At 64.6% G+C, this 24,476-nt stretch carries 24 protein-coding genes; 13 read left to right on the forward strand and 11 right to left on the reverse strand.

Translation table 11 applies throughout. The features are described from left to right. The first annotated feature begins 7 nt into the window (after window positions 1–7). The 6 genes from MESAU_RS26005 (at window position 8) to MESAU_RS26030 (ending at window position 5,747) form a co-directional block, all read left to right on the forward strand. Window positions 8–787: an SDR family NAD(P)-dependent oxidoreductase gene (locus MESAU_RS26005; protein WP_015319011.1), complete on the forward strand. Its 780-nt coding sequence runs from the start codon at window positions 8–10 to the stop codon at window positions 785–787. Window positions 788–820: 33 nt separating this feature from the next. Then, entirely contained in the window at window positions 821–1,822 is a 1,002-nt protein-coding gene (gene araD1, locus MESAU_RS26010) for an AraD1 family protein (RefSeq protein ID WP_015319012.1), read from the forward strand. 53 nt (window positions 1,823–1,875) lie between these two features. Further along, on the forward strand, window positions 1,876–2,901 hold the full coding sequence (locus MESAU_RS26015; RefSeq protein WP_015319013.1) for an ABC transporter substrate-binding protein: 1,026 nt from the start codon (window positions 1,876–1,878) through the stop codon (window positions 2,899–2,901). A gap of 76 nt (window positions 2,902–2,977) precedes the next feature. Next, a complete protein-coding gene (locus MESAU_RS26020) occupies window positions 2,978–4,081 on the forward strand; it encodes an ABC transporter ATP-binding protein (RefSeq protein WP_015319014.1) in 1,104 nt (367 codons plus the stop codon). Next, complete coding sequence (locus tag MESAU_RS26025) at window positions 4,078–4,950, forward strand: ABC transporter permease (RefSeq protein WP_015319015.1); 873 nt, start codon at window positions 4,078–4,080, stop codon at window positions 4,948–4,950. The genes MESAU_RS26020 and MESAU_RS26025 overlap by 4 nt, the downstream gene beginning before the upstream one ends. Next, window positions 4,947–5,747: an ABC transporter permease gene (locus MESAU_RS26030; protein WP_015319016.1), complete on the forward strand. Its 801-nt coding sequence runs from the start codon at window positions 4,947–4,949 to the stop codon at window positions 5,745–5,747. The genes MESAU_RS26025 and MESAU_RS26030 overlap by 4 nt, the downstream gene beginning before the upstream one ends. A gap of 3 nt (window positions 5,748–5,750) precedes the next feature. Here the strand turns inward: MESAU_RS26030 and MESAU_RS26035 are convergent, their stop codons facing one another. The 7 genes from MESAU_RS26035 to MESAU_RS26065 all read right to left on the reverse strand — a co-directional run bounded on the left by MESAU_RS26035 (window position 5,751) and on the right by MESAU_RS26065 (window position 11,714). Further along, a complete protein-coding gene (locus MESAU_RS26035; RefSeq protein ID WP_015319017.1) occupies window positions 5,751–7,145 on the reverse strand; it encodes an FAD-binding oxidoreductase in 1,395 nt (464 codons plus the stop codon). Between the two features lie 213 nt (window positions 7,146–7,358). Then, window positions 7,359–8,618, reverse strand: coding sequence for an ABC transporter substrate-binding protein (locus MESAU_RS26040; RefSeq protein ID WP_015319018.1), 1,260 nt, complete (start codon window positions 8,616–8,618; stop codon window positions 7,359–7,361). A gap of 47 nt (window positions 8,619–8,665) precedes the next feature. Then, window positions 8,666–9,088, reverse strand: coding sequence for a DUF4440 domain-containing protein (locus MESAU_RS26045; RefSeq protein WP_015319019.1), 423 nt, complete (start codon window positions 9,086–9,088; stop codon window positions 8,666–8,668). Window positions 9,089–9,093: 5 nt separating this feature from the next. Beyond that, on the reverse strand, window positions 9,094–10,149 hold the full coding sequence (locus tag MESAU_RS26050) for an aldo/keto reductase (protein WP_015319020.1): 1,056 nt from the start codon (window positions 10,147–10,149) through the stop codon (window positions 9,094–9,096). Continuing rightward, entirely contained in the window at window positions 10,146–10,499 is a 354-nt protein-coding gene (locus tag MESAU_RS26055; RefSeq protein ID WP_015319021.1) for a TIGR04076 family protein, read from the reverse strand. Before MESAU_RS26055 ends, MESAU_RS26050 begins: the two co-directional genes overlap by 4 nt. Before the next feature lies 1 nt (window position 10,500). Continuing rightward, window positions 10,501–10,983, reverse strand: a complete 483-nt coding sequence (locus MESAU_RS26060; protein WP_015319022.1) for a DUF3830 family protein — start codon at window positions 10,981–10,983, stop codon at window positions 10,501–10,503. Further along, window positions 10,980–11,714 carry a GntR family transcriptional regulator gene (locus MESAU_RS26065; RefSeq protein ID WP_015319023.1) on the reverse strand — a complete coding sequence of 245 codons (735 nt, stop codon included), beginning with the start codon at window positions 11,712–11,714 and terminating at the stop codon, window positions 10,980–10,982. Before MESAU_RS26065 ends, MESAU_RS26060 begins: the two co-directional genes overlap by 4 nt. Window positions 11,715–11,840: 126 nt before the next feature. Between MESAU_RS26065 and MESAU_RS26070 the strand changes: the two genes are divergently transcribed. From MESAU_RS26070 to MESAU_RS26090, 5 genes are read left to right on the forward strand one after another with little or no spacing between them, the layout of a single operon-like run. After that, window positions 11,841–12,641, forward strand: a complete 801-nt coding sequence (locus tag MESAU_RS26070) for an ABC transporter ATP-binding protein (RefSeq protein WP_015319024.1) — start codon at window positions 11,841–11,843, stop codon at window positions 12,639–12,641. Beyond that, window positions 12,638–13,387, forward strand: a complete 750-nt coding sequence (locus tag MESAU_RS26075; RefSeq protein WP_015319025.1) for an ABC transporter ATP-binding protein — start codon at window positions 12,638–12,640, stop codon at window positions 13,385–13,387. Before MESAU_RS26070 ends, MESAU_RS26075 begins: the two co-directional genes overlap by 4 nt. Further along, window positions 13,384–14,292, forward strand: coding sequence for a branched-chain amino acid ABC transporter permease (locus MESAU_RS26080; protein ID WP_015319026.1), 909 nt, complete (start codon window positions 13,384–13,386; stop codon window positions 14,290–14,292). Before MESAU_RS26075 ends, MESAU_RS26080 begins: the two co-directional genes overlap by 4 nt. Further along, window positions 14,289–15,272 (forward strand): branched-chain amino acid ABC transporter permease, encoded by a 984-nt coding sequence (locus tag MESAU_RS26085; protein WP_015319027.1) that lies wholly within the window; start codon window positions 14,289–14,291, stop codon window positions 15,270–15,272. The genes MESAU_RS26080 and MESAU_RS26085 overlap by 4 nt, the downstream gene beginning before the upstream one ends. Continuing rightward, window positions 15,269–16,573 carry an NAD(P)/FAD-dependent oxidoreductase gene (locus MESAU_RS26090; protein WP_015319028.1) on the forward strand — a complete coding sequence of 435 codons (1,305 nt, stop codon included), beginning with the start codon at window positions 15,269–15,271 and terminating at the stop codon, window positions 16,571–16,573. Before MESAU_RS26085 ends, MESAU_RS26090 begins: the two co-directional genes overlap by 4 nt. A 17-nt stretch (window positions 16,574–16,590) precedes the next feature. On the opposite strand, the gene MESAU_RS26095 is transcribed toward MESAU_RS26090, so the two are convergent. Genes MESAU_RS26095 through MESAU_RS26110 form a run of 4 tightly spaced genes read right to left on the reverse strand, consistent with a single transcriptional unit; the run spans window position 16,591 to window position 20,926 of the window. Continuing rightward, complete coding sequence (locus MESAU_RS26095; protein ID WP_015319029.1) at window positions 16,591–17,247, reverse strand: GntR family transcriptional regulator; 657 nt, start codon at window positions 17,245–17,247, stop codon at window positions 16,591–16,593. Window positions 17,248–17,262: 15 nt separating this feature from the next. Then, window positions 17,263–18,564: an aspartate aminotransferase family protein gene (locus tag MESAU_RS26100; RefSeq protein ID WP_015319030.1), complete on the reverse strand. Its 1,302-nt coding sequence runs from the start codon at window positions 18,562–18,564 to the stop codon at window positions 17,263–17,265. Window positions 18,565–18,569: 5 nt separating this feature from the next. Beyond that, window positions 18,570–19,628 (reverse strand): phosphotransferase, encoded by a 1,059-nt coding sequence (locus MESAU_RS26105; protein ID WP_015319031.1) that lies wholly within the window; start codon window positions 19,626–19,628, stop codon window positions 18,570–18,572. Next, a complete protein-coding gene (locus MESAU_RS26110; protein WP_015319032.1) occupies window positions 19,625–20,926 on the reverse strand; it encodes an ArgE/DapE family deacylase in 1,302 nt (433 codons plus the stop codon). Before MESAU_RS26110 ends, MESAU_RS26105 begins: the two co-directional genes overlap by 4 nt. 178 nt (window positions 20,927–21,104) lie before the next feature. Between MESAU_RS26110 and MESAU_RS26115 the strand changes: the two genes are divergently transcribed. Both MESAU_RS26115 and MESAU_RS26120 read left to right on the forward strand, forming a co-directional pair. Next, window positions 21,105–21,752, forward strand: coding sequence for a GNAT family N-acetyltransferase (locus MESAU_RS26115; protein ID WP_041163520.1), 648 nt, complete (start codon window positions 21,105–21,107; stop codon window positions 21,750–21,752). A 68-nt stretch (window positions 21,753–21,820) separates the two neighbouring features. Beyond that, window positions 21,821–24,463 (forward strand): winged helix-turn-helix domain-containing protein, encoded by a 2,643-nt coding sequence (locus tag MESAU_RS26120; protein ID WP_224523776.1) that lies wholly within the window; start codon window positions 21,821–21,823, stop codon window positions 24,461–24,463. Window positions 24,464–24,476 lie beyond the last annotated feature (13 nt).

Consider the following 24,476-nt stretch of genomic DNA (forward strand, 5'->3'; position numbering starts at 1 on the left):
GCGCGCGATGACGGATCAGATCGGCAGCTACGCGACCTACCCCAGCCTGAAGGGCCGCAGCGTGTTCATAACCGGCGGCGGCAGCGGCATCGGCGAAAGCCTGGTGCGCCATTTCTGCGCGCAAGGCAGCCGCGTCGCCTTCGTCGATCTGGCCGAGGAGCCTTCACGGCGCCTGGTCGATGCGATCGCGGCCGAAGGGCATGCCGCGCCGCTGTTCATTCCCTGCGACCTGCGCAATGTCGAGCAGCTGCAGGCGGCGACCGTCGAGGCGATGCGGCACAACGGTCCGATCCAGGCGCTGTGCAACAATGCCGGCAATGACGACCGCCACCAGACCAAGGACGTCACGGTGGCCTATTGGGACGACCGCATGGCGGTCAATCTGCGCCACCAGTTCTTCGCCGCCCAGGCGGTGCGCCCGCAAATGGGCTCGCTGGGCGGCGGCTCGATCATCAATTTCGGTTCCATTACCTGGATGGTCGGCGATCCCGACTGCCCTGCCTATGTCACCGCGAAAGCCGCTGTCTACGGCATGACGCGGGCGCTGGCCCGCGAACTCGGCCCCGAGCGCATCCGCGTCAACTGCATGGTGCCTGGCTGGGTGATGACAGAGCGCCAGATGCGGCTATGGCTGAACCCCGCCGGCGAACGCCAGATCGCGGAGCGGCAGTGCCTGCCCGACCGGCTGCAGCCATCCGACATTGCGCGCATGGCGCTGTTCCTCGCCGCCGACGACAGCCTGATGTGCACGAGCCAACAGTTCATCGTCGACGCGGGCTGGGTGTGACCCGGTACGGCCTCTAGGGAAGAAGGGTATTTCATGCGTCTTGTTCAGTACACAACGATCGACGGCGGCAGGCGGGTCGGCCGCGTTTCCGATGACGACGGCAATCGCCTGTATCTACTCGACAAGACAAGCACCGTGCTGGAGCTCGCCGAAGCGGCGATCGCCCAGGGTGCGTCGATCGCGGCGCTGGTCGAGAAGCGGACGGCTGCGGCCACGATCGACTATGGCGAACTGCTGCGCGATGGCCGCGTGCTCGCTCCCGTCGACCATCCGGAACCGGCGCGCTTCCTGGTCACCGGCACCGGCCTCACCCACACGGGAAGTGCCGCCGCGCGCGACAAGATGCATGTGCTGACCCATGGCGAGGACGCCGAGGAGTCGGATTCGCTGAAGATCTTCCGCATGGGCTTGGACGGGGGCAAGCCCGGCGCCGGCAAGATCGGCATCCAGCCCGAATGGTTCTTCAAGGGCGTCGGCACCTGTGTCGTGCCGCCTGGCGCCGATCTGCCGATGCCTGCCTTCGCGAAAGCCGGCGCCGAAGAAGCCGAGATCGTCGGCCTTTACCTCAATGGGCCGGATGGCCGCCCTTATCGCATCGGCTATGCGCTGGGCAACGAATATTCCGACCATGTGACGGAGGCCGAGAACTACCTTTATCTCGCCCACTCGAAACTCCGCTCCTGCTCGATCGGACCGGAGCTTTTGATCGGCGACCTGCCCGAAGAAGTGCGTGGCCATTCCCGCATTCTGCGCGACGGCACTGTTATCTGGGAACAGGAATTCCTGTCGGGCGAAGCGCACATGTCGCATTCGATCGCCAATCTCGAACACTTCCATTTCCGCTACCCGATGCACCGCAGGGCGGGCGACCTGCACGCCTATTTCTTCGGAGCGGCGGTGATGAGCTACGCCTCCGGCGTCAAGACGGCTTCCGGCGACGAGTATGAAATCCAGGCACAGACATTCGGCAAGCCGTTGCGCAACCGGATGGTGTCGGTGCCGGACGAGGGACTGGTCGCCGTCACCCAGCTGTGACGGCGATAGCCCCGGAAATTACGGTCCACCAGAACGACAATGGGAGATTAAAAATGGGACTGAAGAAAGCGTTTCTGAGACTAGCGACCATCGGGCTCAGCATCGGCCTGATGACGTCGGCGGCGCTGGCCGCGAACCTTCGCGTGCTGGCCTGGGACGGTTATGCCGACCCGGACTGGGTGAAGGACTTCACCGCCGCCACCGGCATCGGCGTCGATGTCGTCTTCATCGGCAGCGATGACGAAATCTGGGCCAAGATCAAGGGCAGCGAAGGGCAGGACTTCGACGTCTTCGCCGTCAACACCGCCCAGTTGCAGCGCTACATCAAGGCCGATCTGGTGTCGCCGATCGACATCACCAAGCTGCCGAACCAGAAGGACGTGCTGCCGCGCTTCCGTGATCTGTCTCAGGTCAGCGGCGACACCAAGGACGGCAAGGTCTACGGTATTCCGTTCTGCTTCGATTCCATCGGGCTGATCTACGACACCGACAAGGTCAAGCCGGCGCCGACCTCGATGTCCGTCCTGTGGGATCCGGCCTACAAGGGCAAGATCCTCGCCTACGACAATGGCGAGCACAATTTCTCGTTCACCGCGCTGACGCTCGGCTACAAGGATCCGTTCAACCTCGACGAAAAACAAATGGCGGCGGTCAAGGCCAAGCTGGTCGAGCTCAAGCGCAATGTGCTGAGCTTCTACACCACCGCCGACGAGGCGCAGCAGATCTACCAGAACAATGATGTTGCGCTGATCTGGGCCAATTATGGCCAGCAGCAGGTGAAGGCACTGCAGAAGATCGGCGCCCATGTCGCCTACGTCAATCCGAGCGAAGGCGCGCTTGCCTGGCTCGACAACTGGGTGATCTCCAAGGGTGTCCGCGACAATGCCGCGGCCGAGAAATGGATCGACTTCATGCTGACGAAGAAGGTCAGCGGCGCGCTTTCCGAGCGCACCGGATTCGGCAACACGGTGGTCGAGTCGAGCAGTGCGGGCGGCAACGACAAGCTGGTCTGGCTCAACAATGTCGAGGATCCGCTCAAGCGTTCGGACTTGTGGAACGAGGTCAAGGCGACGCCCTGATCCCTTCCGCGCCTGACTTCGAAGGACCCGGCGGTCCGGACGTTCCGGACCGCCGAAGCGTATGCGAGAATATCCCATGAGCCAGAACACCGACCTCTTGACGCTGCGGTCCGTCTCGAAATCCTACGGCACGGTTCCCGTGCTGCACGACATCGACCTGTCGCTCCGGGACGGTGAGTTCCTCACCGTCCTTGGACCGTCGGGTTCGGGCAAGACCACGGTCCTGCGGCTGATCGGCGGGCTGGAGCCGCTGACGTCAGGCGAGATCCGGCTGGACGGCCAGGACATCAGCCGCATGCCGATCAACAAGCGGCCGTTCAACACGGTGTTCCAGGACTATGCGCTGTTCCCCCATATGACCGTCTCCGGCAATGTCGGCTATGGGCTTTCGGTGCGCCATATCAAGCGCAAGGAGATCGCCAGCCGCGTGGCGCAAGCCCTCGATCTGGTGCAGCTCGGACGTTTCGCCGAGCGCTTTCCGGCACAGCTTTCCGGCGGCCAGCGCCAGCGTGTCGCGCTCGCCCGGGCGCTGATCTGCCAGCCGCGCCTGATCCTGCTCGACGAGCCGCTGGCGGCACTCGATCTCGAATTGCGCCGGCAGATGCAGGAGTTCCTGAAATCCATCCAGCGCGAGATCAAGACCACCTTCCTGTTCGTCACCCACGACCAGGAAGAAGCGATCGGCATGGCCGATCGGATCTGCGTCATGCAGGCCGGCCATATCCGCCAGCTCGGCACGCCGCATGAGCTCTACTACAAGCCGAATTGCGAATTCGTGGCGCGCTTCTTCGGCGAGAACAATCTGGTGGCCGGAAAGCTCGGTCCGGTGCAAGGCGAGCAGCGACCGATCGAGACGGCACTCGGACGGTTGGTCTGCTCGATCGGCGACCAGCCGCATCTGAAGATTGCCCCGGATGGCGCCGCGGCTTTCGCGGCGTTCCGCCCCGAAGCCTTGCATCTCGCGGACGCCCGTGATGGCGCCAATCGCTTTTCCGGTGCCATTGCCGATCTCGCCTTTGCCGGCTCGTCGACGGTCGCCACGATCATGGCGGGGGCGGACGATGCCGCGCAGCGCCTGCGGCTGCGCATGCCGAGCCGGATCGACGGCAGCATCTTGAAATCCGGCGAGACGGTCTCGCTTTCGTTTGCGCCGCATGAAGGCCATCTGGTGCTGGCATGAGCGGAACCGGCTCGACACACGCCGCGCAACGGCGACTGTCAGGGTTGGTGACGGTGCTGGCATTCGCCTTGCCGGTTATCTTCGTCCTCGTGCCGCTGGCAATCTTCCTGGTCTACAGTTTCTTCAGCGTCGACCAGGGTACGATCGTCCATGCACCGATGCTCGGCAACTATGTCAGGTTCTTCACCGACCCGATCTTTCTGCCGGTGTTCTGGAACACCATCGTGCTGTGCGTATCGGTGGCCGTCATCTGTATCCTGCTCGCCTATCCCGCCGCCTACTTCCTGACGACGCTGAAGGGGCGGTGGCGCTACGCCCTGCTGATGTTGCTGCTGGTGCCGCTGCTGATGAGCTACGTCATCAAGATCTACGCGATCCGCAGCATCCTCGGCCTCAACGGCTTCCTCAACAAGGCGCTGGTGGCGCTCGGCATCCTGGATCAGCCATCGACGCTTTTCGTCTTCAACATGAACGCCATCCTCTTGACGCTGAGCCTGCTTTTGATCCCGTTCGCCATCCTGCCGATCTTCCTGTCGCTGGAGCGGATTCCGCAGACCTTGCTGCGCGCCTCGGATGACCTGGGCGCCAGCAGCCTGCAGACATTCCTGCGCATCACCTTGCCGCTGAGCCTGCCCGGCGTCGCCTCGGCGGCGAGCTTCGTCTTCGTACTGGCGATCGGCGATTTCCTGACGCCGCAGATGGTCGGCGGGATCAGCGGCTTCACCTTCGGCCGCATCCTCTACAGCCAGTTCGGCACGGCCTATAACTGGCCGTTCGGCGCCGCGCTGTCGGTGGCGCTTGCGATCGTGGTGATCGCCGCCATTCTCATTGGCGAACGGTTCGGGCGCAGCCGGGGGACGTCGGTATGAGCGCGCTGCCCCGGCCGTCCACCATCTTCCTGGCCGCGATTACGACGCTGGTCGCGGTGCTGCTATACAGTCCACTGTTCGTGCCGATCGTGTCGTCGTTCTTCACCATTTCGCATGGCAATGTCGACTGGTCGTCGCCGACCTTTTCGACCTATGTGGCGCTGGCTGAAAACCATGACATCCTGACCGCGTTGCGCACCACGCTGATCGTCGGCGTCTGTACCGTGATCCTGTCGGTGGTCAGCGGGACGCTGCTGGCGCTCTACTATCACGGCCGCCGCTCGGGACGTTCGGTTCTGCAGTTCATCATCTTCCTGCCATTCCTGATGCCGCCTATCATCAGCGGCCTGGCGCTGCTGATCTTCTTCCGCGAGATCGGCCTCGAACGCTCGCTGCTGACGGTTGTCATCGGCCACACCGTGTTCGTGCTGGCGATCGTCTACCGCACTGTGCTGATGCGGCTGCAGTCGATGAGCCGCACGCTGGTCGAAGCATCCTACGATCTCGGCGCCAGCGGTTGGCAGACCTTCTGGCGCATCATCCTGCCGAACCTGTCGAGCGCCATGGTCGGCGGCGCCATCCTGGCCTTCGCGCTGTCGTTCGACGAGACGATGATCACCATCCTGGTCACCGGCACGCAAAGCACGCTGCCGGTCCGGCTGTGGGCGATGATGCGGCTAGGCTTCTCGCCCGACATCAACGCGCTGGTGGCGCTGATCCTGATGTTCACCGTGCTGCTGTGCGTGCTCGCCGCCCGTTTTCTCATTCCCAGGCAAATGGCGACGGAACGTACCTGAGTTTCAAACGGTTGGGTCAAGGTCGAAGACTCGTCCGGGATTGAGGATGTTCTTCGGATCGAGCGCCGTCTTCAGCCGCCGCATCGTGGCGATCTCGGCGTCACTGCGCACCAGATTCAGCCACTGCTTCTTGTCGACGCCGATGCCATGCTCGGCCGACACGCCACCTCCGGCCGCCGCCACGCCGCGATAGATGATACCGTAGGCCGCCGCCGGGTCCGCCGTCAGCACCTGATAGTGCAGGTTGCCGTCCCCGAGATGGCCGAAGACGTAGATGTCCGCACCGGGATCGACCGCGCGGATGGCGGCATCCGCTTCTTGCAGGAACGCCCCCATTCGCGCCAACGGGATGCTGATGTCGACGCCGATCAGGCCTTTCATCGAAAACAGGACGCGGTTGGCGTCCTCCCGCACATCCCACAGCGCGCGGAATTCGCGCGGCGATTGGGAGACGACAACATCGTCGACGGCGCCGTCCTCGACCGCCTGCATCAAGACCTCGGCGAAGCGCTCGCCGTCGCGTTCTGGCTCGCTGCCCTGGATTTCAGCCAGCACGTAGACGGGTGATCCAGCCGGAAGCGGCGCCGGCATGGCCATGCTGGCGACCATGACGTCATAGAGCGGCGCGATATTGACCTCATAGGCGGACAAAAGCGGGCCGAGCTTTTGCCGCAGCAGCCCAAGCAGGGCGATCGCCGCATCGAGCGAAGGCAGCGCGCAGAAGGCGTTCACCTCCGATGCTGGCTTGGGATGCAGCCGGAGCGCGGCGCGGGTGACGACGCCAAGCGTCCCTTCCGCGCCGATGAAGAGTTGGCCGAGGTCGTAGCCGGAATTGTCCTTGGGCAGGCCTTTGAGCGACGTCAGCACGGTGCCATCGGCGAGTACCGCCTCCAGCCCCAGCACCTGTGCCCGGTACATGCCATAACGCAGCACGCGGATGCCGCCGGCGTTGGTGGCGATGTTGCCGCCGACCGTGGCGGAGCCGCGCGCGCCGATATCGACGCCGAACATCAGCCCGGCGCCGTCGGCCGCTTCCTGCACCGATTGCAGCGTCGCGCCAGCTTCGGCGACGATGGTGGCGGCTTGACAATCCGGGGCGGCAAGGCCGGTCATGCGCTCCAGCGACAGCACGACCTCGCCCGGCTGGACGCGCGCGCCACCGGCCAGCCCGGTGCGCCCGCCCTGGACGACGACCGGCTGGCCAAGAGCGTTGCACGCGGCGAGTGCCGCCGCGACACCCTCGGCATCGCGCGGGCGCAGCACGGCTTCGGGAAGCACGCCGAGCTTGCCGTCGGGATCGTCACGATAGCGCTGGTCCACGTCGGAGCCGGCGAGCACGCCGCCCGCGCCCAGCCTGTTGCCAAGCGCGGAGAGCAGCCGTTGTGTTTCAGGCGACATCCGGCTCAGGCGCCTGCGTGACAGGGCGCATCATCAGCGTCCAACAACCGGATCGCCCGATGAGTATCCTTGTCCAGCACGCTCGCCATCCCTGAATTGCAGCCGGCCGATCCTAATCGCGCCCGCTTGTCGTGCAAGCGATATCGAGCTGCCTCAGACTATGCCGGCATCGATCGCGATGGGCGAGATCGATGCCGGAAGTACAGCGACGGCTTACTGAAGCTTGGCCTGCAGCGCGTTGACGTCGTCGGTGGTCATTTCACCATCGGTCGTCACCTTGCCGTCGGCGATCTTCCACAGCCGGAACGGGCCGGTGATGTCGCCAAACTTGTCGAAGACCACGGGACCGATGACGCCTTCATAGCGGATCGGCTTGCCGTCCTTGATCAGGCCGAGCGCCTTGGCGAATTCTTCCTTGCCGGCATAGATCGGCGTGCCGGCGGGATCGACTGCCTTGTACATGGCGTCCTTGATCTTGGCCGGGTTCTCGGAGCCGGCAATCGCGATGGCGAGCCCGACAATGGCGCCGGCATCATAGGAGCGGTCTGCCGCGGGATTTGACGGTTCGATGCCGGAAAACGCCTTGTAGTTCTTGGTGAAATACTCCGTCGAGGCGGTCGGGCTGGTGCCGGAAGACGTGCCATAGGCGTCCTTCAGATAATCGGCGCCGACGGACTCGATAAAATCGGGGCTGTTCATACCGTCATTGAGCAGGAATTTCTGGACGCCGCCCTGCGAAACCCAGGTTCGGGCGATGGTGGCGCCGTCGACGGGCGTGCTGACCAGGTAAAGTCCATCCGGTTCGCCACCCATCGCCGCGGTGACTTCCGAGGCGTAGCTCGACTGCTTCTCGTTGTAGGGGGTGTCGGAGACGATGGTGCCGCCGAGCGCTTTGTAGGCACGCGAGAATTCGGCCACCATGTTGACGCCGAAGTCGTTGTTGACGTGGATGATCGCCAGCTTCTTGAAACCCTTGTCGACGGCATATTTGGCGGCGGCGACGCCCTGCAGCGCATCCGAGGTGATGGTGCGGAAGAAGATGCCGCTGGTCTTGCCGTCGCGGCCGAGTGTCGTCAGCGTCGGCGAGGACGACGCCGGCGAGACCTGGACGATCTTGGCCGGCGCGGTCACCGAGGTCAGGATCGGGATCGACACCGAGGAAATGATGCCGCCGATGATCACAGGCACTTTCTTGACCTGAACCAGCTGGGTGGCGGCATCGACCGCGATGTTGCCCTGGCTCTGGCTGTCGCGCGTGTCGGTGACGAGATCGCAGCCGCGCACGCCGCCGGCTTGGTTGATGTCGCGGAAGGCCATTTCGACCGATTTGGCGCCGGCCTGGCCGTATTCGCCGGCCGGACCGGTCAGTTCCATGACGAGGCCGACGGTGATCTTGCAGTCGGCGGCCTGTGCGGCACCCGCCATCGTCACGAGAGCAAGTGCCGTGGTGAGCTGGAGTATCGTCTTTCTCATTGTTGTTCCCCTTGAGTTACACGAACTGATTTGACGTCTGGAAAGTCTCAGTGTTCCGGCACCTGCAGCCAGGTTTCATGCAGATGCCGCCATTGGACGCCGTTGGGCGCCGATGAACGGGTGGTAAAGACCGCGCTCGACTGGCGGCGGCTGTGCTTGCCCGCGCGCAGCTGCGCCTCGACATAGAGGACGACGATCGTATCGCCATCCTGCCAGCCGGGCCGGATGTCCTCGATCGAGATGGCAAAGCCGTCGTCGCAAGTGGCGCGGCTGGAGCGCACATGGTCGATCACGGCATCGCGGTCGAGGATCTGGCCGCCTGGTGCGATCATGGTCAGGCCTTCGCCCATGACGGCTTCGAAGCGGCCGAAATCCACCTTGTCGGCGCGCGAGGCGACGAACCAGTCGACGAAAAAGCGATGCAGATCGACGACTTCGGCGCTGGCCTGCGAAAACAACCTGTCGTCCATGGTCTTCATATCCGGCCCGCGTTGAGATTGTAGTGCATGATCGAGCCGTGGCGGCCGTGGCGGTCGCGCTCCAGCGTGTAGACATCTCCCTCAAGGCCGTTGCCCCTCGCTATCACGGCTGCAATCCGCGCACGGTCATCGGCGTCGAGTACGACATCCATGATCTTGGCGTTGGCCAGCGCATGCGCCTGGTTGCGGGCACCGACGATGACCGCGGCCACTCGCGGCTGCTCCAGCACCCAGGCGCTGGCGATGGTGGCGATGTCGACGGCGTGGCGGTCGCCCACCGCCTTCAGCGCGCGAAGCAGTTGCTGGAACAGGTCCCAGCCGCCGAAATCGTCGATGATCAGCTTGTACTTGACCAGCGAGCGGTTTTCGAGCGGCGTGCCGGGTTCGGCGACACCAAGCCATTTGTCGCTGAGAAAGCCGCCGGCCACAGAACCGTAGCAGAGAAAGCTGACGCCGTTTTCCTCCGCAAGCCCGGCGAGGCTGTTCGCCGGACGCTGGTCGAGCACCGAATATTGCAGCTGCTGGCTGACCAGCGGGATGCCGGCTGACAGAATTTCGGCAAGCCGGGGCGTATCGAAATTGGTGGTGCCGAGATTGCGCAGCTTGCCCTCGCGCCGAAGCTCGTCGAGCCAACCCATCGCCTCGATATAGCGCGGCTGCGCATAATCCCACCAGTGAAACTGCACGAGGTCGAGCCGCTCGGTCTTAAGCCTGCGCAGCGACTGGTCGACGATGCCCCTGATATAGTCGCGGCTGATCGTAGCGAGCCGTTCAAGGTCGGGCACGAGCTTGGTGTGCACCTTCATTTTGGCGGCTGCATCGAGACCACGCTCATTGGCCAGCCGCAAGCGCGCGGCGCCGATCAATTCCTCGACGCCGGTGTAGATGTCAGCGCAGTCATAGGTCCAGATGCCGGCATCGAAGGTGGCGATCAGGTCGCTTACGGCCTGGCTGCGATCGATGGCGCCATGGCCGCCGGCCAGTTGCCAGCCACCGCGTATGACGCGCGAAATCGCGTAGCCCGGGCTGAGCTCGAAGGTTTTGACACTCATCTCTCGTCATTCCCCTTCGGCAACGGCACGGCCGTGGTTTCGGCATGGCTGAACCGCCGCTTGGCCAGCCTGACGATCCGCAGCCTGCTGGCGCAGTTGGGATCGGGACAGGCGATCTCCGCGTCCGAGGTCATCCAGTCATTCGGGTGGGTCGGGCGCTGCTTCGCCGCCAGCAGCGGCAGCACCGCCGAGATCGAATAGATCGAAAAGCCCTGCCCCGCCGGCATCGACAGCATCTCGCCCTTGAGCTCGAAATAATCGCCGGCCCTGGCGCCGCAATAGATCGGCTTGCCCTGCGGAATGACCGCCTCGACGCGAAGATCGAAAAGCTCGAAACTGTCGTCAGCCATTTCAGGCCTCCACCAGGCTGAAGGTGATGTCGCAGGCGCCGTTGCGGCGGATGATGCCGCAGGCAGCCGCGAATTGATCGCGCTCCCCGGGTCTCACCTGCGCGACGACGCTGCCGGCCAGCCAGCCGATCGGGAACAGCAGACGCGCGCCCTGCCCGTAGAACAGGCCGATGTCGAAGATTGCGTTGGGGTTGCCGCCCCACATGCGCGGCGGCACGTAGGACAACACGATGTCACCTGGCTGCGGCGTCAGGGTCGCGTTCTCCGCCGGCAGCGGCTGGGCATAGGCCTGCCCCTCGAGATCGGCTGATGGAACCGGGCAGGAGATCTCAGGTCCCGTCCACATGGCGTGAATGGCGGGGACGACACGTGGCGTGGCGAGATAGGCTGTGAGAAAGGCCGCATTCTCCGGCGCCTTTTCCGGCAGCAGCAGCGCAGTGACGGAAAGCTTGGAGCGGGGCTCGCTGATCCTGATGGAGGTCATATCTGGCCTTTCGCGGCGGCGGATTGCAGTTTGCTGCGCAGGAAGGTGAAGGGCCGGCTGATGTCGGCGACCAGTGCTTCGCGCGCCGCCCAAGCATCCTGCGTGGCCAGCGCCTCGACGATGCGGCGGTGATACTGGGCGGTGTCGACCTCGCCGGCTTCCGAGAAAGCGTAGATGGCGACGCGGATGCATGGACCTGATTGCAGCCACAGGCTCTCGATCATCGGGATCAACACGGCCGAGCCGCAGGAGCGATAGATCTCGAAGTGAAAGCTCTGGTTGAGCGTCACTTCGCGGTCGACATCCTTCTTGTGTTTCAGCGCCCGCATCTCGTCCCACTCGCCGAGAATGGTTTCGATGGTGGTGATCTGGCGCGGCCCCATGCGGGCGGCGGCCAGCGCGATCGCCTCGCCCTCGATCAGGACGCGGGCACGCAAGAGATCGTCGAGGCGCTCCAGCGTGATTGGCGGCACCCGCACCGAACGGTTGGGCAGCGCCTCCAGCGCCTTTTCCGTGATCAGCCGGCCAAGCGCCTCCCGCACCGGCATGGTCGAAGTGACCAGCGCATCGGCCAGCCCACGGATAGTCAGCACCTGGCTTGGCTCGAACAGGCCGCCGATCAAGGCCCGACGCAGCTCGGAATAGACGCGATCCTGCACCGTCTCACGGCCGACCGGAGCCAGCTGGGCCGCGATCGCCTCGTTGTTTTTCTCGATGGCAGCCTTTTGCATGGAATTCCGTTCTCGGCGGGTTTTCGGCTTGCAGATGAAATTAAAGCCGAATAGCGTGATCAAAGCAAGTGTGATCACAAATCATAATCGGAAGACGGCGACGACCGTCTTCGGCCAGAGGGTTTGATGAGCGAGGCAGCGGAAAGGCAGGGCAAGGAGACCTGTGTCCCGGTCCTGACGGCAAGCAACGTCGTCAGGCGGTTCGGCGGACTTGTCGCCGTCAACAATGTCTCGTTTCATGTCAAAGCGGGCGAAATCCTCGGCCTGATCGGACCCAACGGGGCCGGCAAGACGACCATGTTCGACCTGCTCGCAGGCAGCATCCTGCCGACCAGCGGCGACATCCTTCTCAACGGCACGCGCGTCTCCGGCGAAGCCGCTCATTTGCGCATCGGCCGAGGGCTCGGCCGCACCTTCCAGATCCCGCGCCCGCTGCCCAATCTGACGCTGATCGAAAACATCATGCTCGCGGCACAGGGCCAAGCCGGCGAAAAGCTGCTGGCTAACTTCCTCACGCCGTGGCGGGTGGCGGCACAGGAAAAAGCCGCCCGGACGAAAGCCCTCGAGCTGCTCGAACTCGTCACCCTCAGCCATCTCGCCCATGAGCCGGCGCGCGTGCTGTCCGGCGGCCAGCGCAAGCTGCTCGAACTTGCCCGGGTCATGATGGCCGACCCGGCGATCATCCTGCTTGACGAACCCGCCGCCGGCGTCAACGCGACGCTGCTCGAAGTCATCATCGACCGCATCCGCGACATCAACGCGCGCGGCATCACCTTCCTGCTGATCGAGCACAACATCGACATGGTGACGCGGCTCTGCCACCGCGTCCTTGTAATGGCGAGCGGCCAACTGCTGAGCGAAGGCACGGCAGAAGAGGTCGCGCGCGACCCGCGCGTCATCGAGGCCTATCTCGGAGGCACCGCATGAGCGAGACCGTCCTCGATGTACGCGACCTCGAAGCCGGCTATGAGCCCGGCGTGCCGATCGTGCGCGGCGCCTCGATCACCGTCGACAGAGGCGAGATCGTCGTCGTGCTCGGCCCCAACGGCGCTGGCAAGTCGAGCTTCATCAAGGCGATCGCCGGCCTCGTGCCGATCACCGGCGGCACGGTGCTGCTGGACGGCAGGGACATCACCGCCGCGCCCGCCCACACCATGGTGCGGCTTGGCCTCGCCTTCGTGCCGCAGACCGAGAACATCTTTCCGCTGATGTCGGTGGAGGACAATCTCAAGGTGTCCTGCGGCATCCTCGAGCGGCGCGACATCCCGGCTCGCATCGAGGAAATGTACGCCGCCTTCCCCGACCTTGTCCGCCAGCGCCGCACCGCCGCCGGCAATCTGTCGGGAGGCCAGCGGCAGATGCTTGCCGTGGCGCGGGCGCTGATCGTCCATCCCAAGGTGCTGGTGCTGGACGAGCCGTCCGCCGGCCTGTCGCCGAAGTTCGTCGCGATGGTATTCGAGATGCTGGCCGGCATCCGCAAGTCCGGAGTCACCATCCTTTTGGTCGAGCAGAATGCCAAGGCAGCGCTTGCCATCGGCGACCGCGCCTATGTGCTGGCCGAAGGCAAGGACCGGCACGAAGGCATAGCCTCCGAATTGTGGAACGACCCTGTCGTCGCCGAACTCTATCTTGGCCAGCGCCCTTCTCACGTAGGTAAGGGAGGCGCGGCATGAGCCTGCAATTCATCGTCGACGGATTGCTGACCGGCTCGATGATCGGCCTCGGCGCCATCGGCGTGACGCTCACCTATTCGATCCTGCGTTTCTCCAACTTCGCCCATGGCGACTTCATGGCCTGGGGCACCTATGCGACGCTGGCCGTGGTCAGTGCCATCGGTGCGATGTTCGGCAAGGTGGCGCCGATTGGGCCGCTGTCCTTCGGCTGGCCGCTTCTTGTTGCCCTGATCGTCGGCATGGCATTCACCGCCTTGCTCGCACTGCTGCTCGACAAGATCCTGTTTTCGCGGTTGCGATCGCAGGGCCAGGCGATCATCGTGGTGATGGCGAGCTTCGGTGCCTCGATGGCGCTACGCAGCCTGCTCGAATTCATCTTCACCTCACGGCCGACCTATTTCAGCCGGGCGATCCAGATCGCCATGCCGGTCGGCTTCGGCATCCGCATCACGCCCGACCAGATCGCATTGCTCGTGTTGACCGCCATACTCGTGCTCGGCGTGCATCTGTTGATGACGCGCACGCAGACTGGCCGCGCCATGCAGGCCTTGAGCCAGAACGCGGCACTGGCCCGCGTCGTCGGGATCGACGTTGCCAGCGTGGTGCGGGTGACGTGGATCATCGGCGGCGCGCTCGCCTGCGTGGCTGGCGTGATGATCGGCATCCTGGTGCAGATCCGCCCGTTCATGGGCTTCGACATGCTGCTGCCGATGTTCGCCGCCGCCATCCTCGGCGGCATCGGCAGCATCCCGGGCGCGGTGCTCGGCGGCCTGATCATCGGTCTCGCCGAAGCCGGCGCGGTGCAGCTGATCGGCGCCGAATGGCGCGCCGCCGTTTCCTTCATCATCCTGATGGCCGTGCTGTTCGTGCGGCCGATCGGCCTTTTCGGAGTTCGGGAAAGATGATCGATCTGGTCGGATACGGCGCCTTCTTCCTGACCACGGCGCTGATCTTCTCACTGGTCACGCTGGGGCTCAACCTGCAATGGGGCCTGACCGGCCTGTTCAATGTCGGCCTGGCGGGCTTCGTCGCCATCGGTGCCTACACCTCGGCGCTGCTGACGACACCGGACGATCCCGCGCGGCTCGGCGGCTTTGGCCTGCCCATCCTCGCCGGCTGGGTGGGTGCCATGATCGTTGGCGGCATTGCGGCCGCGCTTACCGGCATGGCGACGTTGCGTCTTAGATCCGACTATCTGGCGATCACCACCTTCGGCGTGGCCGTCGTCGTGCAATTGGTCGCACTCAACGCGCAGAAACTGACTGGCGGACCGTTCGGCGTCGGCTTCATCCCGCGCCCCTTCGGCGGCCTGGCGGAGACGCCGCTGCTGTTCAACCTGTCGAACCTCGCCGTCGTCTGCGCTGTGACGCTGATTGCCTATCTCGCCTTGGAACACCTGTCGCGCAGCCCCTGGGGGCGTGTGCTGAAGGCGCTGCGGGAGGACGAGCGGGCCGCGATTTCGCTGGGCAAGAGCGCGCGCTTCTACCGCGTCCAGGCGTTTGCCGTCGGCGGCGCCATCATGGCGCTGGCCGGCGCGCTGCAGGCGCATTTCACCGGCTTCATCGCGCCGGACAATTACCTGCCGATCCTCACCTTTCAGGTCTGGGTGATGCTGATCGTAGGGGGCTCGGGCAGCAATCTCGGCGCGGTCATCGGCAGTGTCCTGGTCTGGGGGATTTGGGCCGGATCGGGCACGCTGACCAGCGTGTTCTTCCCGCCCGAGCAGCAGGCGCGCGCCGCTTCGCTGCAGATCGTCGCCATCGGCGTGATGCTCTGCGTGATCCTGCTGATGCGGCCGAACGGATTGTTCGGCGACAGGCCGCTGCGGACGCGCTTCGGCAAGCGCACGCGGATCGCGACGGACAAAAGCAGTTCCGGTTCATGAATTCCCTGATCCGGCAGAGTGCGAACGGCACTTCGCTTTGGCATGCCATCAGCCGCGATCGCCGCAAGCGGCCTGCGCTGAGTGGCAACCTCGATGTCGACCTTGCCATTGTCGGCGGCGGATTTTCTGGCCTTTCAACCGCATTGCACGCCGCCGGAAAAGGACTTTCCATCGCCGTTCTCGAAGCCGAGATCATCGCCTGGGGCGCGACCGGCAGGAATGCCGGTTTCGTCGTGCCGAACTTCGCCAGGATGGACCCCGGCAGCATCCTCGCGCATCTCGGCGCCGAGCGCGGCGAACGCCTCATCGATTTTGCCGCCGGCAGTGCCGACCTCGTCTTCGGCTTGATCCGGCGGCACGGCATCGACTGCGACGCGGTGCAGAACGGATGGATCCAGCCGGCGCACTCGCCGGCGGCCCTGGAGAAGGTCAAATCCCGCGCGGACCAATGGGCGCGGCGCGGCCGGCCTGTCGTAACCCTGGATCGGCAAGAGGTCGAAGCGCTGACCGGCGCACGCGGCTATGTCGGTGGCTGGATGGATCGTTCCAGCGGCGTGCTCAATCCGGTCGCCTATGCGCGGGGGCTCGCCGATGCGGCGGAGAAGGCCGGCGCGAAGATTTTCGAGCACACGCCGGTCACCTCGATCGATCGCGTCGCCGATGGTTGGGCACTTCAAACACGGTTGGGCCTGGTACGCGCGGCCAAGGTGCTGATCGCTACCAACGCCTATGGCGGGTCGCTCGATCCGTTGCTGCGGCGAACCTATATTCCGCTGAAGGTCTTCCAGATCGCGACCGCGCCCCTGCCGCATGAAATCCGAACGCGTCTGCTGCCTGGCGGACAAGGCGTCGGCGACACCAGGCGCAACCTCTTCACCTTTCGCTTCGACGCCGACAACCGGCTGATCAGCGGCGGCATGCATATTCTTGGCGCCGGCGCCGATACGCGCGTGCCGCAAACAATCTGGCGACGGCTCGGCCGGCAGCTCGACCTGCCTGATTTGCCCCCCCTTGCCTACAGCTGGTCGGGGATGGCGGCGGTCGAACCGGATTTCCTGCCGCATCTCCTGGACCTCGGACCGGGGCTGATTGCCGGTCGCGCCTGCAATGGACGCGGCATCGCCATGACCACGGCGATGGGCAAGGTGCTGGCCGACTGGGCCGCTGGAGCCGAAGCGCGTGATGTGCCGGTGCCCTTCGCACCGCCGGCGCCAATTCCGTTCCATGCCCTGCTGCGGCACGCGCCCAACATGCTGCTCGGCTGGAGCATCCTGCGCGACCGGATGGACGAGACGGCTTAGGCCGACCGAGCCTGCGGTCAGTGCGCCATGTGAAGATTGTCGCAGAGGACCGCGGCCGCCACGGAGATATCCTCTTCAAGGGAAGCCCGAACGGCCGGGCCGTTGCGCTGTTCCAGCGCGGCGACGATCCCGCGGTGTGCGTCATTGGATTGCGGAATGTAGCGATCGGCCCGCATCAGGAGCTTGAGATAGGGTCCGACGCGCCCCCAGAGATCGCGGATCATGTTCAAGAGGATCGGCGCGCCGGCGTGCTCATAAATAGCAAAATGGAAGGCTTCGTTCAGGGCCAGATAGGCCGTGGCGTCCTGCGCCTCGATGGCCCGCTGCATGTCGCCGAGCGCGGCTTGGATGTCGGCCAGCCCGCTTTCAGTCATCCGTGACGTGGCCATCTCGCCTGCCAGTCCCTCGACGGCGATGCGGATGCGGGTCAGTTCCGAGAAGGCGGGCGCGGAGAGCAAGGGCACGATGATCGAGCGGTTGTTCTGCATTTCCAGAAGTCGCTCGGCGACCAGTCTTTGCAGCGCCTCGCGGATCGGCGTCGTCGAAATGCCAAAGCTCTCGGCAAGCTTGCGGATGACCAGTATCTGGCCCGGGCTGAAGCCGCCCGAGATCAACTCCTGCTTGAGCGCGCCGTAGGCCCGGTCATTGAGGGTTTGATGCTCGAGCTTCAGCATGCGTGCCCGCTCAGCTCACCAGTTCGACAGTGCGCGATCGAGCGCCTCGGCCAGCTGCTCGGCATTGTCCCTGGCAAAGGGCAGTGGCGGCCTGATCTTCAGCACATTGCCGCGTGGACCGCACGACGAGATCAGCACGCCGTCCTCGCGCATGGCTTCAACGACGGATGAAGTCTTGGCAGCAGCAGTGGCCTCATCCTCCGCCATCAGCTCGACGCCGAAATAGAGGCCGTTGTGCCTGACATCGGCGACCATGCCGTGCCGGCTCTGCAAGGCGGCCAGCAATTCTCCTGTATAGGCGCCAACCGTCCGCGCGTTTTCGATCAGCCCCTCGCCCTCGATCACATCGAGCACGGCGATGCCGACCGCGGCGGCGACCGGATTGCCGCCGAAAGTGTTGAAGTAGCCGGTGTTCGAACCGAACGAGCTCACCAGCTGCGGCCGCACGATCACCGCGCCCATCGGATGCCCGTCGCCGATCGGCTTGCCCATGGTGACGATGTCAGGCGCGAGGCCATAGTTGGCGAAGCCCCACATGCCCTGGCCAAGCCGGCCGAAACCGGACTGGACCTCGTCGGCAATGACGATGCCGCCGGCCTTCCTGACATGATCGGCCGCATCGCGCATGACGGAAGCGTCGGGGAAGAAGATGCCGTCGCTGGAAAAGGCGGAATCGAGCAGCAGCGCCGCCGGGCGGATATTTTGCGCCCGCATATCCTCGATAGCGGCGGCGACATTTCTGGCGAAATCATGCGCGGCGCGGCCGCCGTCGCGGAACGTGTCCGGCGCTGCCACGGCCCGATGCCGGGCGGGCACGCCCGCTGCCCCGACCGCAGCCGGCGACAGCTGTGCTGTCGCGATGGTCGCGCCGTGGTAGGCGAAGTCGGTGATGATCACGCCGGTGTTGCCGGTCGAGTGCTGGGCGATGCGGATGGCGAGATCGTTGGCCTCGCTGCCGGTGCAAGTGAACATGGCATGGCCGAGACGGGGGGGAAGCGTGCCGAGCAGCCTTTCCGCGTAGTCGAGAATGATCTCGCTGAGATAGCGCGTGTGCGTGTTGAGCGTGGCGGCCTGCCCAGATAGCGCCTCCACGACGCGCGGATGGCAGTGTCCGACGGAGGCGACGTTGTTATAGGCGTCGAGGTATTTTCGGCCTTGGGCATCGTAGAGCCAGACACCGCTGCCACGCACCAGATGGATGGGGCTGCGGTAGAAGGCGCGATAGGTTGGCCCGAGCAATCTGGCGCGGCGTTCGAGCAGCGCTTGCTCGGATGCCGCCGAGTCGACATTTGCAGGATGTGGCGAGGACAGGGACACGGCATCTACTCCGGCTTGGAATGGTCGAGAAAATAGCGGCGGGCGTCCGCGGACGACAGTCCGTCCAGCCGCTCAAGCGAGGCCCAGACCTCGGTGATGAGGCGCAGGACATAGTCGCGCTTGGCCGGAAAACGCTCGGCCTGCCAGCTGGCGATGTTGGCGATGAGTGCGAGGCGGGCACGAATGAGGTGAAAGAGGATGCCAAGTTCTTCGATCTCGAGCGGCTGCACGGACTGATAGCCGGCGACGAAGCGCGCGGCGGGCGCCAGCGGATGACCTTCGGCCGGCCAGCGATAGACGGCCCCGATGGCGAGATCGCAGATCAGCGGCGAATGGATCATGTCGCCGAAATCGAGGATGCCGTTGACCATTTCCGGTCGCGAAGCGTCCATCACCACATTGTAGGAGTTCATGTCGTTGTGGACGATCTGGGCGCGCAGCCCGGGAATAACCGGCGCCGCGTGCTCCTCGTAGGCGTCGATGGCGCGCTCGACCATGGCGCGATGGCCGGCATCGACGATATGCGCCAGCATCGGCCGCGTCTTGGCGACCTTGCGGATGTCCCACAAAAGGTCACTGCCGGCGGCCGGATGGAAGAAGCCGCGAAGCGCCCGGCCAAGCCGGGCGAGGAAGATGCCGAGATTGCGATCCTGTGCCGATGAGGTGAGCGAGCGCGAAAGCAGCTGTCCCGGCAGATAGGTGACGAGCCGCACGATGCGCGGCGCCGATCCGCCGATGCCGACCATGAACTGCGCTTCGCCTTCGAGGCTCTTGCGCACCGAGGGAACCGGCAAAGCCGGGTCGACCGTCAGTATATGGTCGAGCGCCTTGTTCTGGAAATCGGTGAAATCAGCCTCTTCCGCCGGATGCGAGACCTTCAGGACAAATTCACCCTCGCCTTCTGTCTGGATGTGAAAATTGTGGTCGCGTTCGCCTGGCAGCGTGCGCGCGCTGCCAGTGAGCCCATAGTGGCGACGCAACAGGGCAAGCGCCTCGGCGATCGAGACGTCGGGCGCATCGTCCGCGAGCGTCTCGCCGAAAGCATCCGATACGGCCGCGTTCATGGCCTGACCTCGGCATCGATGGGTTCGAGGCCGCACCAGTCGGCGATGAAGAGCGCAATGGTCTGGGTGACCTTGCGCACGGAATCGAGATCGACAGCCTCGTCATAGCCATGCGGCATGCGGCAGATCGGGCCGTAGACGATTGCCGGCGTGTCGGCATAAAGGCCGAAGAAGCGCGCATCGGTGGTGGCCGAGGTGACATGTTCCGTCAACGGCTCACCCCACACGGCGGTGTGGCTGCGGCGCAGCACGGCTTCCATCTCGTCGGCGCCTTCCAGCACATAGCCCTCGGCCATGAAGCCGTTATAGGTCATCCTGGGCGGGCGATTGGCGAGGAACGGATCGGCGCGGGCGGCATCGGCGATGCAGGCCTCGAGTTCGGCCCTGGCGTCCTCGAGCTTCTGGCCGGGATAGGTCGCGACCCGCATCTCGAAGACGCAGCGGGCGGGAACGCTCGATGTCCATTCGCCGCCTTGGATCTTGCCGAGGTTGAATCGGATCGGGTGCGGGTGATTACAGAAATGCCTGTCGTCAACCTTTCTGGCATTCCAGACGATTTCGAGTTGCTTCAGCGCCTGGATGATGAGAAACGCCTTCTCGATGGCATTGGCGCCGGCGGAAAAGGCGCCCGACGCGTGCTGCGGATCGCCGTCGACCTCGACCTTGAACCAGATCGGCCCAACCTGCGCCCGCATCAATCTTGGTTCCAGCGGTTCGGGAATGAAGGCGGCGTCGGCGCGATAACCGCGCTGCAGGCAAGCGAGCGCACCATTGCCGGTGCACTCCTCCTCGACCACCGACTGCAGGAACACTTTCGCCGCAGGCTGATAGCCGAGGCCGCGCAAGGCGGCCAACGCATAGAGACAGGCCGACAGGCCCGCCTTCATGTCGCCGGCGCCACGGCCATGCATCCAGCCATCCTCGATCGCCGGATCGTAGGGATCTCGCACCCAGCGGTCGAGCGGTCCGGTCGGTACCACATCGATATGGCCGTTGAGGATCAGCGAGCGACCGGTGACGTTTTTCGGCGTGTGGGTGGCGACGACGTTGAACGCGTCATCGTAGGAAACCGCTACGGGCGAGAATCCAGGCAGGTCGCGGATCGCATCGACATCGACACGCCACATATCGACCGCATAGCCATTGGCTTCATAAGCAGCCGCCATGAAGGATTGCGCGGCGTGTTCCTCACCGCGCTGCGAGGGAAAGCGTACGAGGTCCGCCAGGAAGGCGAGCTGGCGGTCAAAGCCCTCGTCGACCGCCCGCAAGATGGCCTCGTCCGCAATTCGTTCAGGCATGATATTCCGCTTCTCTATGGATGGTGTATCATATCTCATATGCCATTCTTCGAAAAGGCAAGGCGACAGGCGGGTCAAAATCATGGCCCACCTCTGGAGCCACTTGGCAGGCGGCCGCAGAGTTGGCATCAGCTTCTTGACATGCCGGCTAGGCTGCGCGGCGGAAGACCGAGGACAGATGCAAGTCACTGAAGGCTCATTGCCGGATGAAACCACCGATCTCGTCCCGGGCTACCGGCGCGTGCCGGCAGGCAAGATCATCAATGCGGTGACGTGGATGGAGGCGCGTGCCCCGGTGCCCGGTCTCGCGCATCCGCTGGCGATGATCCGCGTCACCAAGCCCGATCCCGCCGTCTACCGCGCAGTCTTCCTCGAGATCGGCGCTCCCTGGCTCTGGGACCGCGCCGCCGAAATGTCGGACGCCGACATCGCGGCGCATTTTGCCGACCGACGTCAGCATCTGTACTACGGCCATGATGAGAGTGGGCGGCATGTCGGCATGGTCGAATTCTCGATCGCCGGCAGCAACGAGATCGAGATTACCTATTTCGGCCTGTTTCCCTCCTTGACTGGCCAAGGCTTCGGCAAACGGCTGATGGCAGGCGCGCTCGACCAGGCATGGCGCCTAGGCCCCATCCGCATCTGGCTGCACACCAGCAGCTTCGATCATCACAGCGTCATCGGTTTTTACAGGGCTTGCGGATTTGAACCCTATGCAACCGGTTTCGAAATCACCGATGATCCCAGGATCAAGGGCACCCTGCCGCGCGATTGCGCGCCGCAAATTCCGCTGATCGAAACGGAATGGGTGCCCGGCGCCAGATGAGACCGTCGTCGCAACCCGCCAGCCTGGCATCGCCTCACCATCGCCGGTGGGTACGGCGCGAGAGCATCTTGTCGAGGCTGGAGCGGCATGTCGACACGCGCATCGTGCTGTTCGCCGCGCCCGCCGGCTTCGGCAAATCGACGACGATGGCGCAATGGGCGGCCGAAGTCGCGCGCCACGGCCGGCTGACGGCCTGGCTGTCCTGCGAGGCGACGGACAATGACGAAGGCGCCTTCCTGTCGCATCTGGTGGGGGCGTTGCGCCATCTCGTCCAGAACCCGGCCGAGCTCGACCTCGCCTTCCAGTCGAGCCCCATCCCGCAACTCGACGTGGTGCTTGCGGCACTCGTGTCGGGTTTGGCGGCACGCCACGCCGACATCACCCTGTTCTTCGACGACTATCACGCCATCGATGCACCGGCGGTGAAGCGGTTCATGGAACGGCTGACCCGGCAGGCACCAACCAACGTCGTCTTCGTCATCGGTTCGCGCAACCTGCCCGAGCTGCAGCTCGGCAAGCTCAGGGTGCTCGGCGATATCTTTGAAATCGGCCCGGACGATCTGCGTTTCGCCTCGTCGGAAGCCGAAGCCTTCTTCAACGACAAGCTTGGCCTCTCTGTCAGCAGCGGCACGGTGGAAACACTGTGCTCGCGCACCGAAGGCTGGGCCGCCGGCCTGCAGCTCGCCTCGCTGTCGCTCGGTGCGGCCCATGCGCCCGAAACAGTCATCGGCAATTTCACCGGCGCCAACCGCAACGTCGCCGACTTCCTGATGGGAGAAGTGTTCCTGGAACTGCCGCCGGCGCTGGCGAAGTTCCTGCTCTATTCCTCGATTTTCGAGCGCTTCAGCGCCGAGGCCTGCCGGGCGGTGATGCGGGCGGCGGACGCCGAGGTTGCCATCACCGAGATCGAGACCCGCAACCTGTTCCTGGTGCCGCTCGACGAGGAACGGCGCTGGTTCCGCTATCATCACCTTTTCCACGACTTCCTCAGCCGTGAAATGGAACGGCGCGAGCCGGAGATGATCGCACCGCTGCACCTGGCGGCTTCGGAATGGTTCGGCGAACGCAAGATGCTGACCGAGGCCATCGGCCATGCGCTCGCCGCCGGCGACGAAGCCCGCGCCGCGGTGTTCATCGAGAACAACGCGCTCGAACTCATCGCCCAATGCCAGCTTCTCTATGTGCGCCAGCTGCTGGCGCTGCTGCCAAGGAAACTGATCGATCAGCGCATCCGGCTGCAACTCGTCGTGCTGTGGCTTGCGGTGCACAGCAGCCAGCCCGAGATTGCCCAGCAGACCCTCGCCAATGCGCGCCAGCTCGTCGAAACCGGGCCGACCGATAGCAAGGATCCGGGCACGCTGACCGGCACGACCATCGAGGCGGAACTCGAGGTCCTTGCAGCGGCCGTGCACAGCACGCTGGAACAGTTCGAGGACGCGCGCGACACCGCACTGGCGGCCCTGCGCATCATAGCCCCCGATGCGTGGTTCATGGAAGGCGCGACGGCAAACGTCATCGGCTACAATCTATACGCGCTGGGCGACCTTGAGGGGGCACGCGCTGCTGTGGATGCGGCGCGCAAGGCCCATGAGCGAAGCGGCAGCCTGCTCGGCGTCACCATCGCCAACTGCTACATGGCCGTGATCGAGCGGTCGGCCGGCCGCCTGCCCGCGGCCGAACGGCTGCTGCGCAACGCGATCATCGAGGCCAGGACGCGGATCGGCGCCAACTCCTATGCCGAGGCCCTCGCCGGAACGCTGCTTGCCGAACTCGCCTATGAGACCAACGCATCCGGCGAAGCACTGGCGCTGGTCGAGAATCTCGGGCCGCTGATCGAGGGCGCAGCGGTCATTGTCTATCCCCTGGCCAGCGTGCCGACCTATGCCCGGGTGCTGCAGCTGACCGGTCGCGGCCAAGCCGCCCTCGACATGCTGGAGCGCGTCTACCAGCGCGTGCGCGGCTCCGTCTACCGCCGCCTCGCTTCGGTGCTGGTGCACGATCGCATCCGGCTGCTTCTTGACCAGAACCGCACCCCGGAAGCCCGCGCGCTGCTCGACGAGCATCGCCGCGAAAGCGCTGAAACCGCCTCTACCGTCGCCAATGAATTCGAGTTCTTCGCCGAAGGCCGGCTGCTTACGGCGGAAAAATCCTACGCGGCGGCGGCGGCGATTTTCGACGCGCTGCTGGAGCGAACGAAAAGCAGCGGGCGCATGCGCCGGCACATACTGGCGCTGATCCTGCGCGCCAAGAGCGCCGGCCATGACCAGCGGGAAGCAGACCGCCATCTGCACGAAGCATTGCGCCTTGCGCAACCCTCGGGCTTCATCCGCTCCTTCGTCGACGAAGGCAAGTCTGTCGTCGAGGGTTTGATGCGGCTCCGGGCGGCCCAGGCAAAGGCCGACCCGTCACTGTCGGCCTATGCGACGCGCATCATCGATGCCGCGCAGACGATGCCCGTGACGACGCGCAAAACAGCCGCCCCGACGGTCGAGAAAGAACAGCTCACCCAGCGCGAGTCCGAGCTGCTGCACTTTCTGTCGGAAGGCATGTCAAATCGCGATATCGCCGTTGCACTGTCGGTAAGCGAAACGACGGTGAAGTGGCATTTGAAAAACATCTTCGGCAAGCTCTCGGTATCGAACCGCGTCCAGGCAGTGCGCGCCGCGCAGGTCGCCGCAAACCTCCGCACCCCTCCGAAAGGAGGGGCATAGATGACTGACATGG

It is taken from the genome of Mesorhizobium australicum WSM2073 (assembly GCF_000230995.2).
Lineage (GTDB): Bacteria > Pseudomonadota > Alphaproteobacteria > Rhizobiales > Rhizobiaceae > Mesorhizobium > Mesorhizobium australicum.

What these genes read in the sequence shown, in the direction of transcription:
- MESAU_RS26005 (WP_015319011.1), top strand. Translation starts at nt 8, where the DNA reads ATGACGGATCAGATCGGCAGCTACGCGACCTACCCCAGCCTGAAGGGC.
- araD1 (WP_015319012.1), top strand. Translation starts at nt 821, where the DNA reads ATGCGTCTTGTTCAGTACACAACGATCGACGGCGGCAGGCGGGTCGGC.
- MESAU_RS26015 (WP_015319013.1), top strand. Translation starts at nt 1,876, where the DNA reads ATGGGACTGAAGAAAGCGTTTCTGAGACTAGCGACCATCGGGCTCAGC.
- MESAU_RS26020 (WP_015319014.1), top strand. Translation starts at nt 2,978, where the DNA reads ATGAGCCAGAACACCGACCTCTTGACGCTGCGGTCCGTCTCGAAATCC.
- MESAU_RS26025 (WP_015319015.1), top strand. Translation starts at nt 4,078, where the DNA reads ATGAGCGGAACCGGCTCGACACACGCCGCGCAACGGCGACTGTCAGGG.
- MESAU_RS26030 (WP_015319016.1), top strand. Translation starts at nt 4,947, where the DNA reads ATGAGCGCGCTGCCCCGGCCGTCCACCATCTTCCTGGCCGCGATTACG.
- MESAU_RS26035 (WP_015319017.1), bottom strand. Translation starts at nt 7,145, where the DNA reads ATGTCGCCTGAAACACAACGGCTGCTCTCCGCGCTTGGCAACAGGCTG.
- MESAU_RS26040 (WP_015319018.1), bottom strand. Translation starts at nt 8,618, where the DNA reads ATGAGAAAGACGATACTCCAGCTCACCACGGCACTTGCTCTCGTGACG.
- MESAU_RS26045 (WP_015319019.1), bottom strand. Translation starts at nt 9,088, where the DNA reads ATGGACGACAGGTTGTTTTCGCAGGCCAGCGCCGAAGTCGTCGATCTG.
- MESAU_RS26050 (WP_015319020.1), bottom strand. Translation starts at nt 10,149, where the DNA reads ATGAGTGTCAAAACCTTCGAGCTCAGCCCGGGCTACGCGATTTCGCGC.
- MESAU_RS26055 (WP_015319021.1), bottom strand. Translation starts at nt 10,499, where the DNA reads ATGGCTGACGACAGTTTCGAGCTTTTCGATCTTCGCGTCGAGGCGGTC.
- MESAU_RS26060 (WP_015319022.1), bottom strand. Translation starts at nt 10,983, where the DNA reads ATGACCTCCATCAGGATCAGCGAGCCCCGCTCCAAGCTTTCCGTCACT.
- MESAU_RS26065 (WP_015319023.1), bottom strand. Translation starts at nt 11,714, where the DNA reads ATGCAAAAGGCTGCCATCGAGAAAAACAACGAGGCGATCGCGGCCCAG.
- MESAU_RS26070 (WP_015319024.1), top strand. Translation starts at nt 11,841, where the DNA reads ATGAGCGAGGCAGCGGAAAGGCAGGGCAAGGAGACCTGTGTCCCGGTC.
- MESAU_RS26075 (WP_015319025.1), top strand. Translation starts at nt 12,638, where the DNA reads ATGAGCGAGACCGTCCTCGATGTACGCGACCTCGAAGCCGGCTATGAG.
- MESAU_RS26080 (WP_015319026.1), top strand. Translation starts at nt 13,384, where the DNA reads ATGAGCCTGCAATTCATCGTCGACGGATTGCTGACCGGCTCGATGATC.
- MESAU_RS26085 (WP_015319027.1), top strand. Translation starts at nt 14,289, where the DNA reads ATGATCGATCTGGTCGGATACGGCGCCTTCTTCCTGACCACGGCGCTG.
- MESAU_RS26090 (WP_015319028.1), top strand. Translation starts at nt 15,269, where the DNA reads ATGAATTCCCTGATCCGGCAGAGTGCGAACGGCACTTCGCTTTGGCAT.
- MESAU_RS26095 (WP_015319029.1), bottom strand. Translation starts at nt 17,247, where the DNA reads ATGCTGAAGCTCGAGCATCAAACCCTCAATGACCGGGCCTACGGCGCG.
- MESAU_RS26105 (WP_015319031.1), bottom strand. Translation starts at nt 19,628, where the DNA reads ATGAACGCGGCCGTATCGGATGCTTTCGGCGAGACGCTCGCGGACGAT.
- MESAU_RS26110 (WP_015319032.1), bottom strand. Translation starts at nt 20,926, where the DNA reads ATGCCTGAACGAATTGCGGACGAGGCCATCTTGCGGGCGGTCGACGAG.
- MESAU_RS26115 (WP_041163520.1), top strand. Translation starts at nt 21,105, where the DNA reads ATGCAAGTCACTGAAGGCTCATTGCCGGATGAAACCACCGATCTCGTC.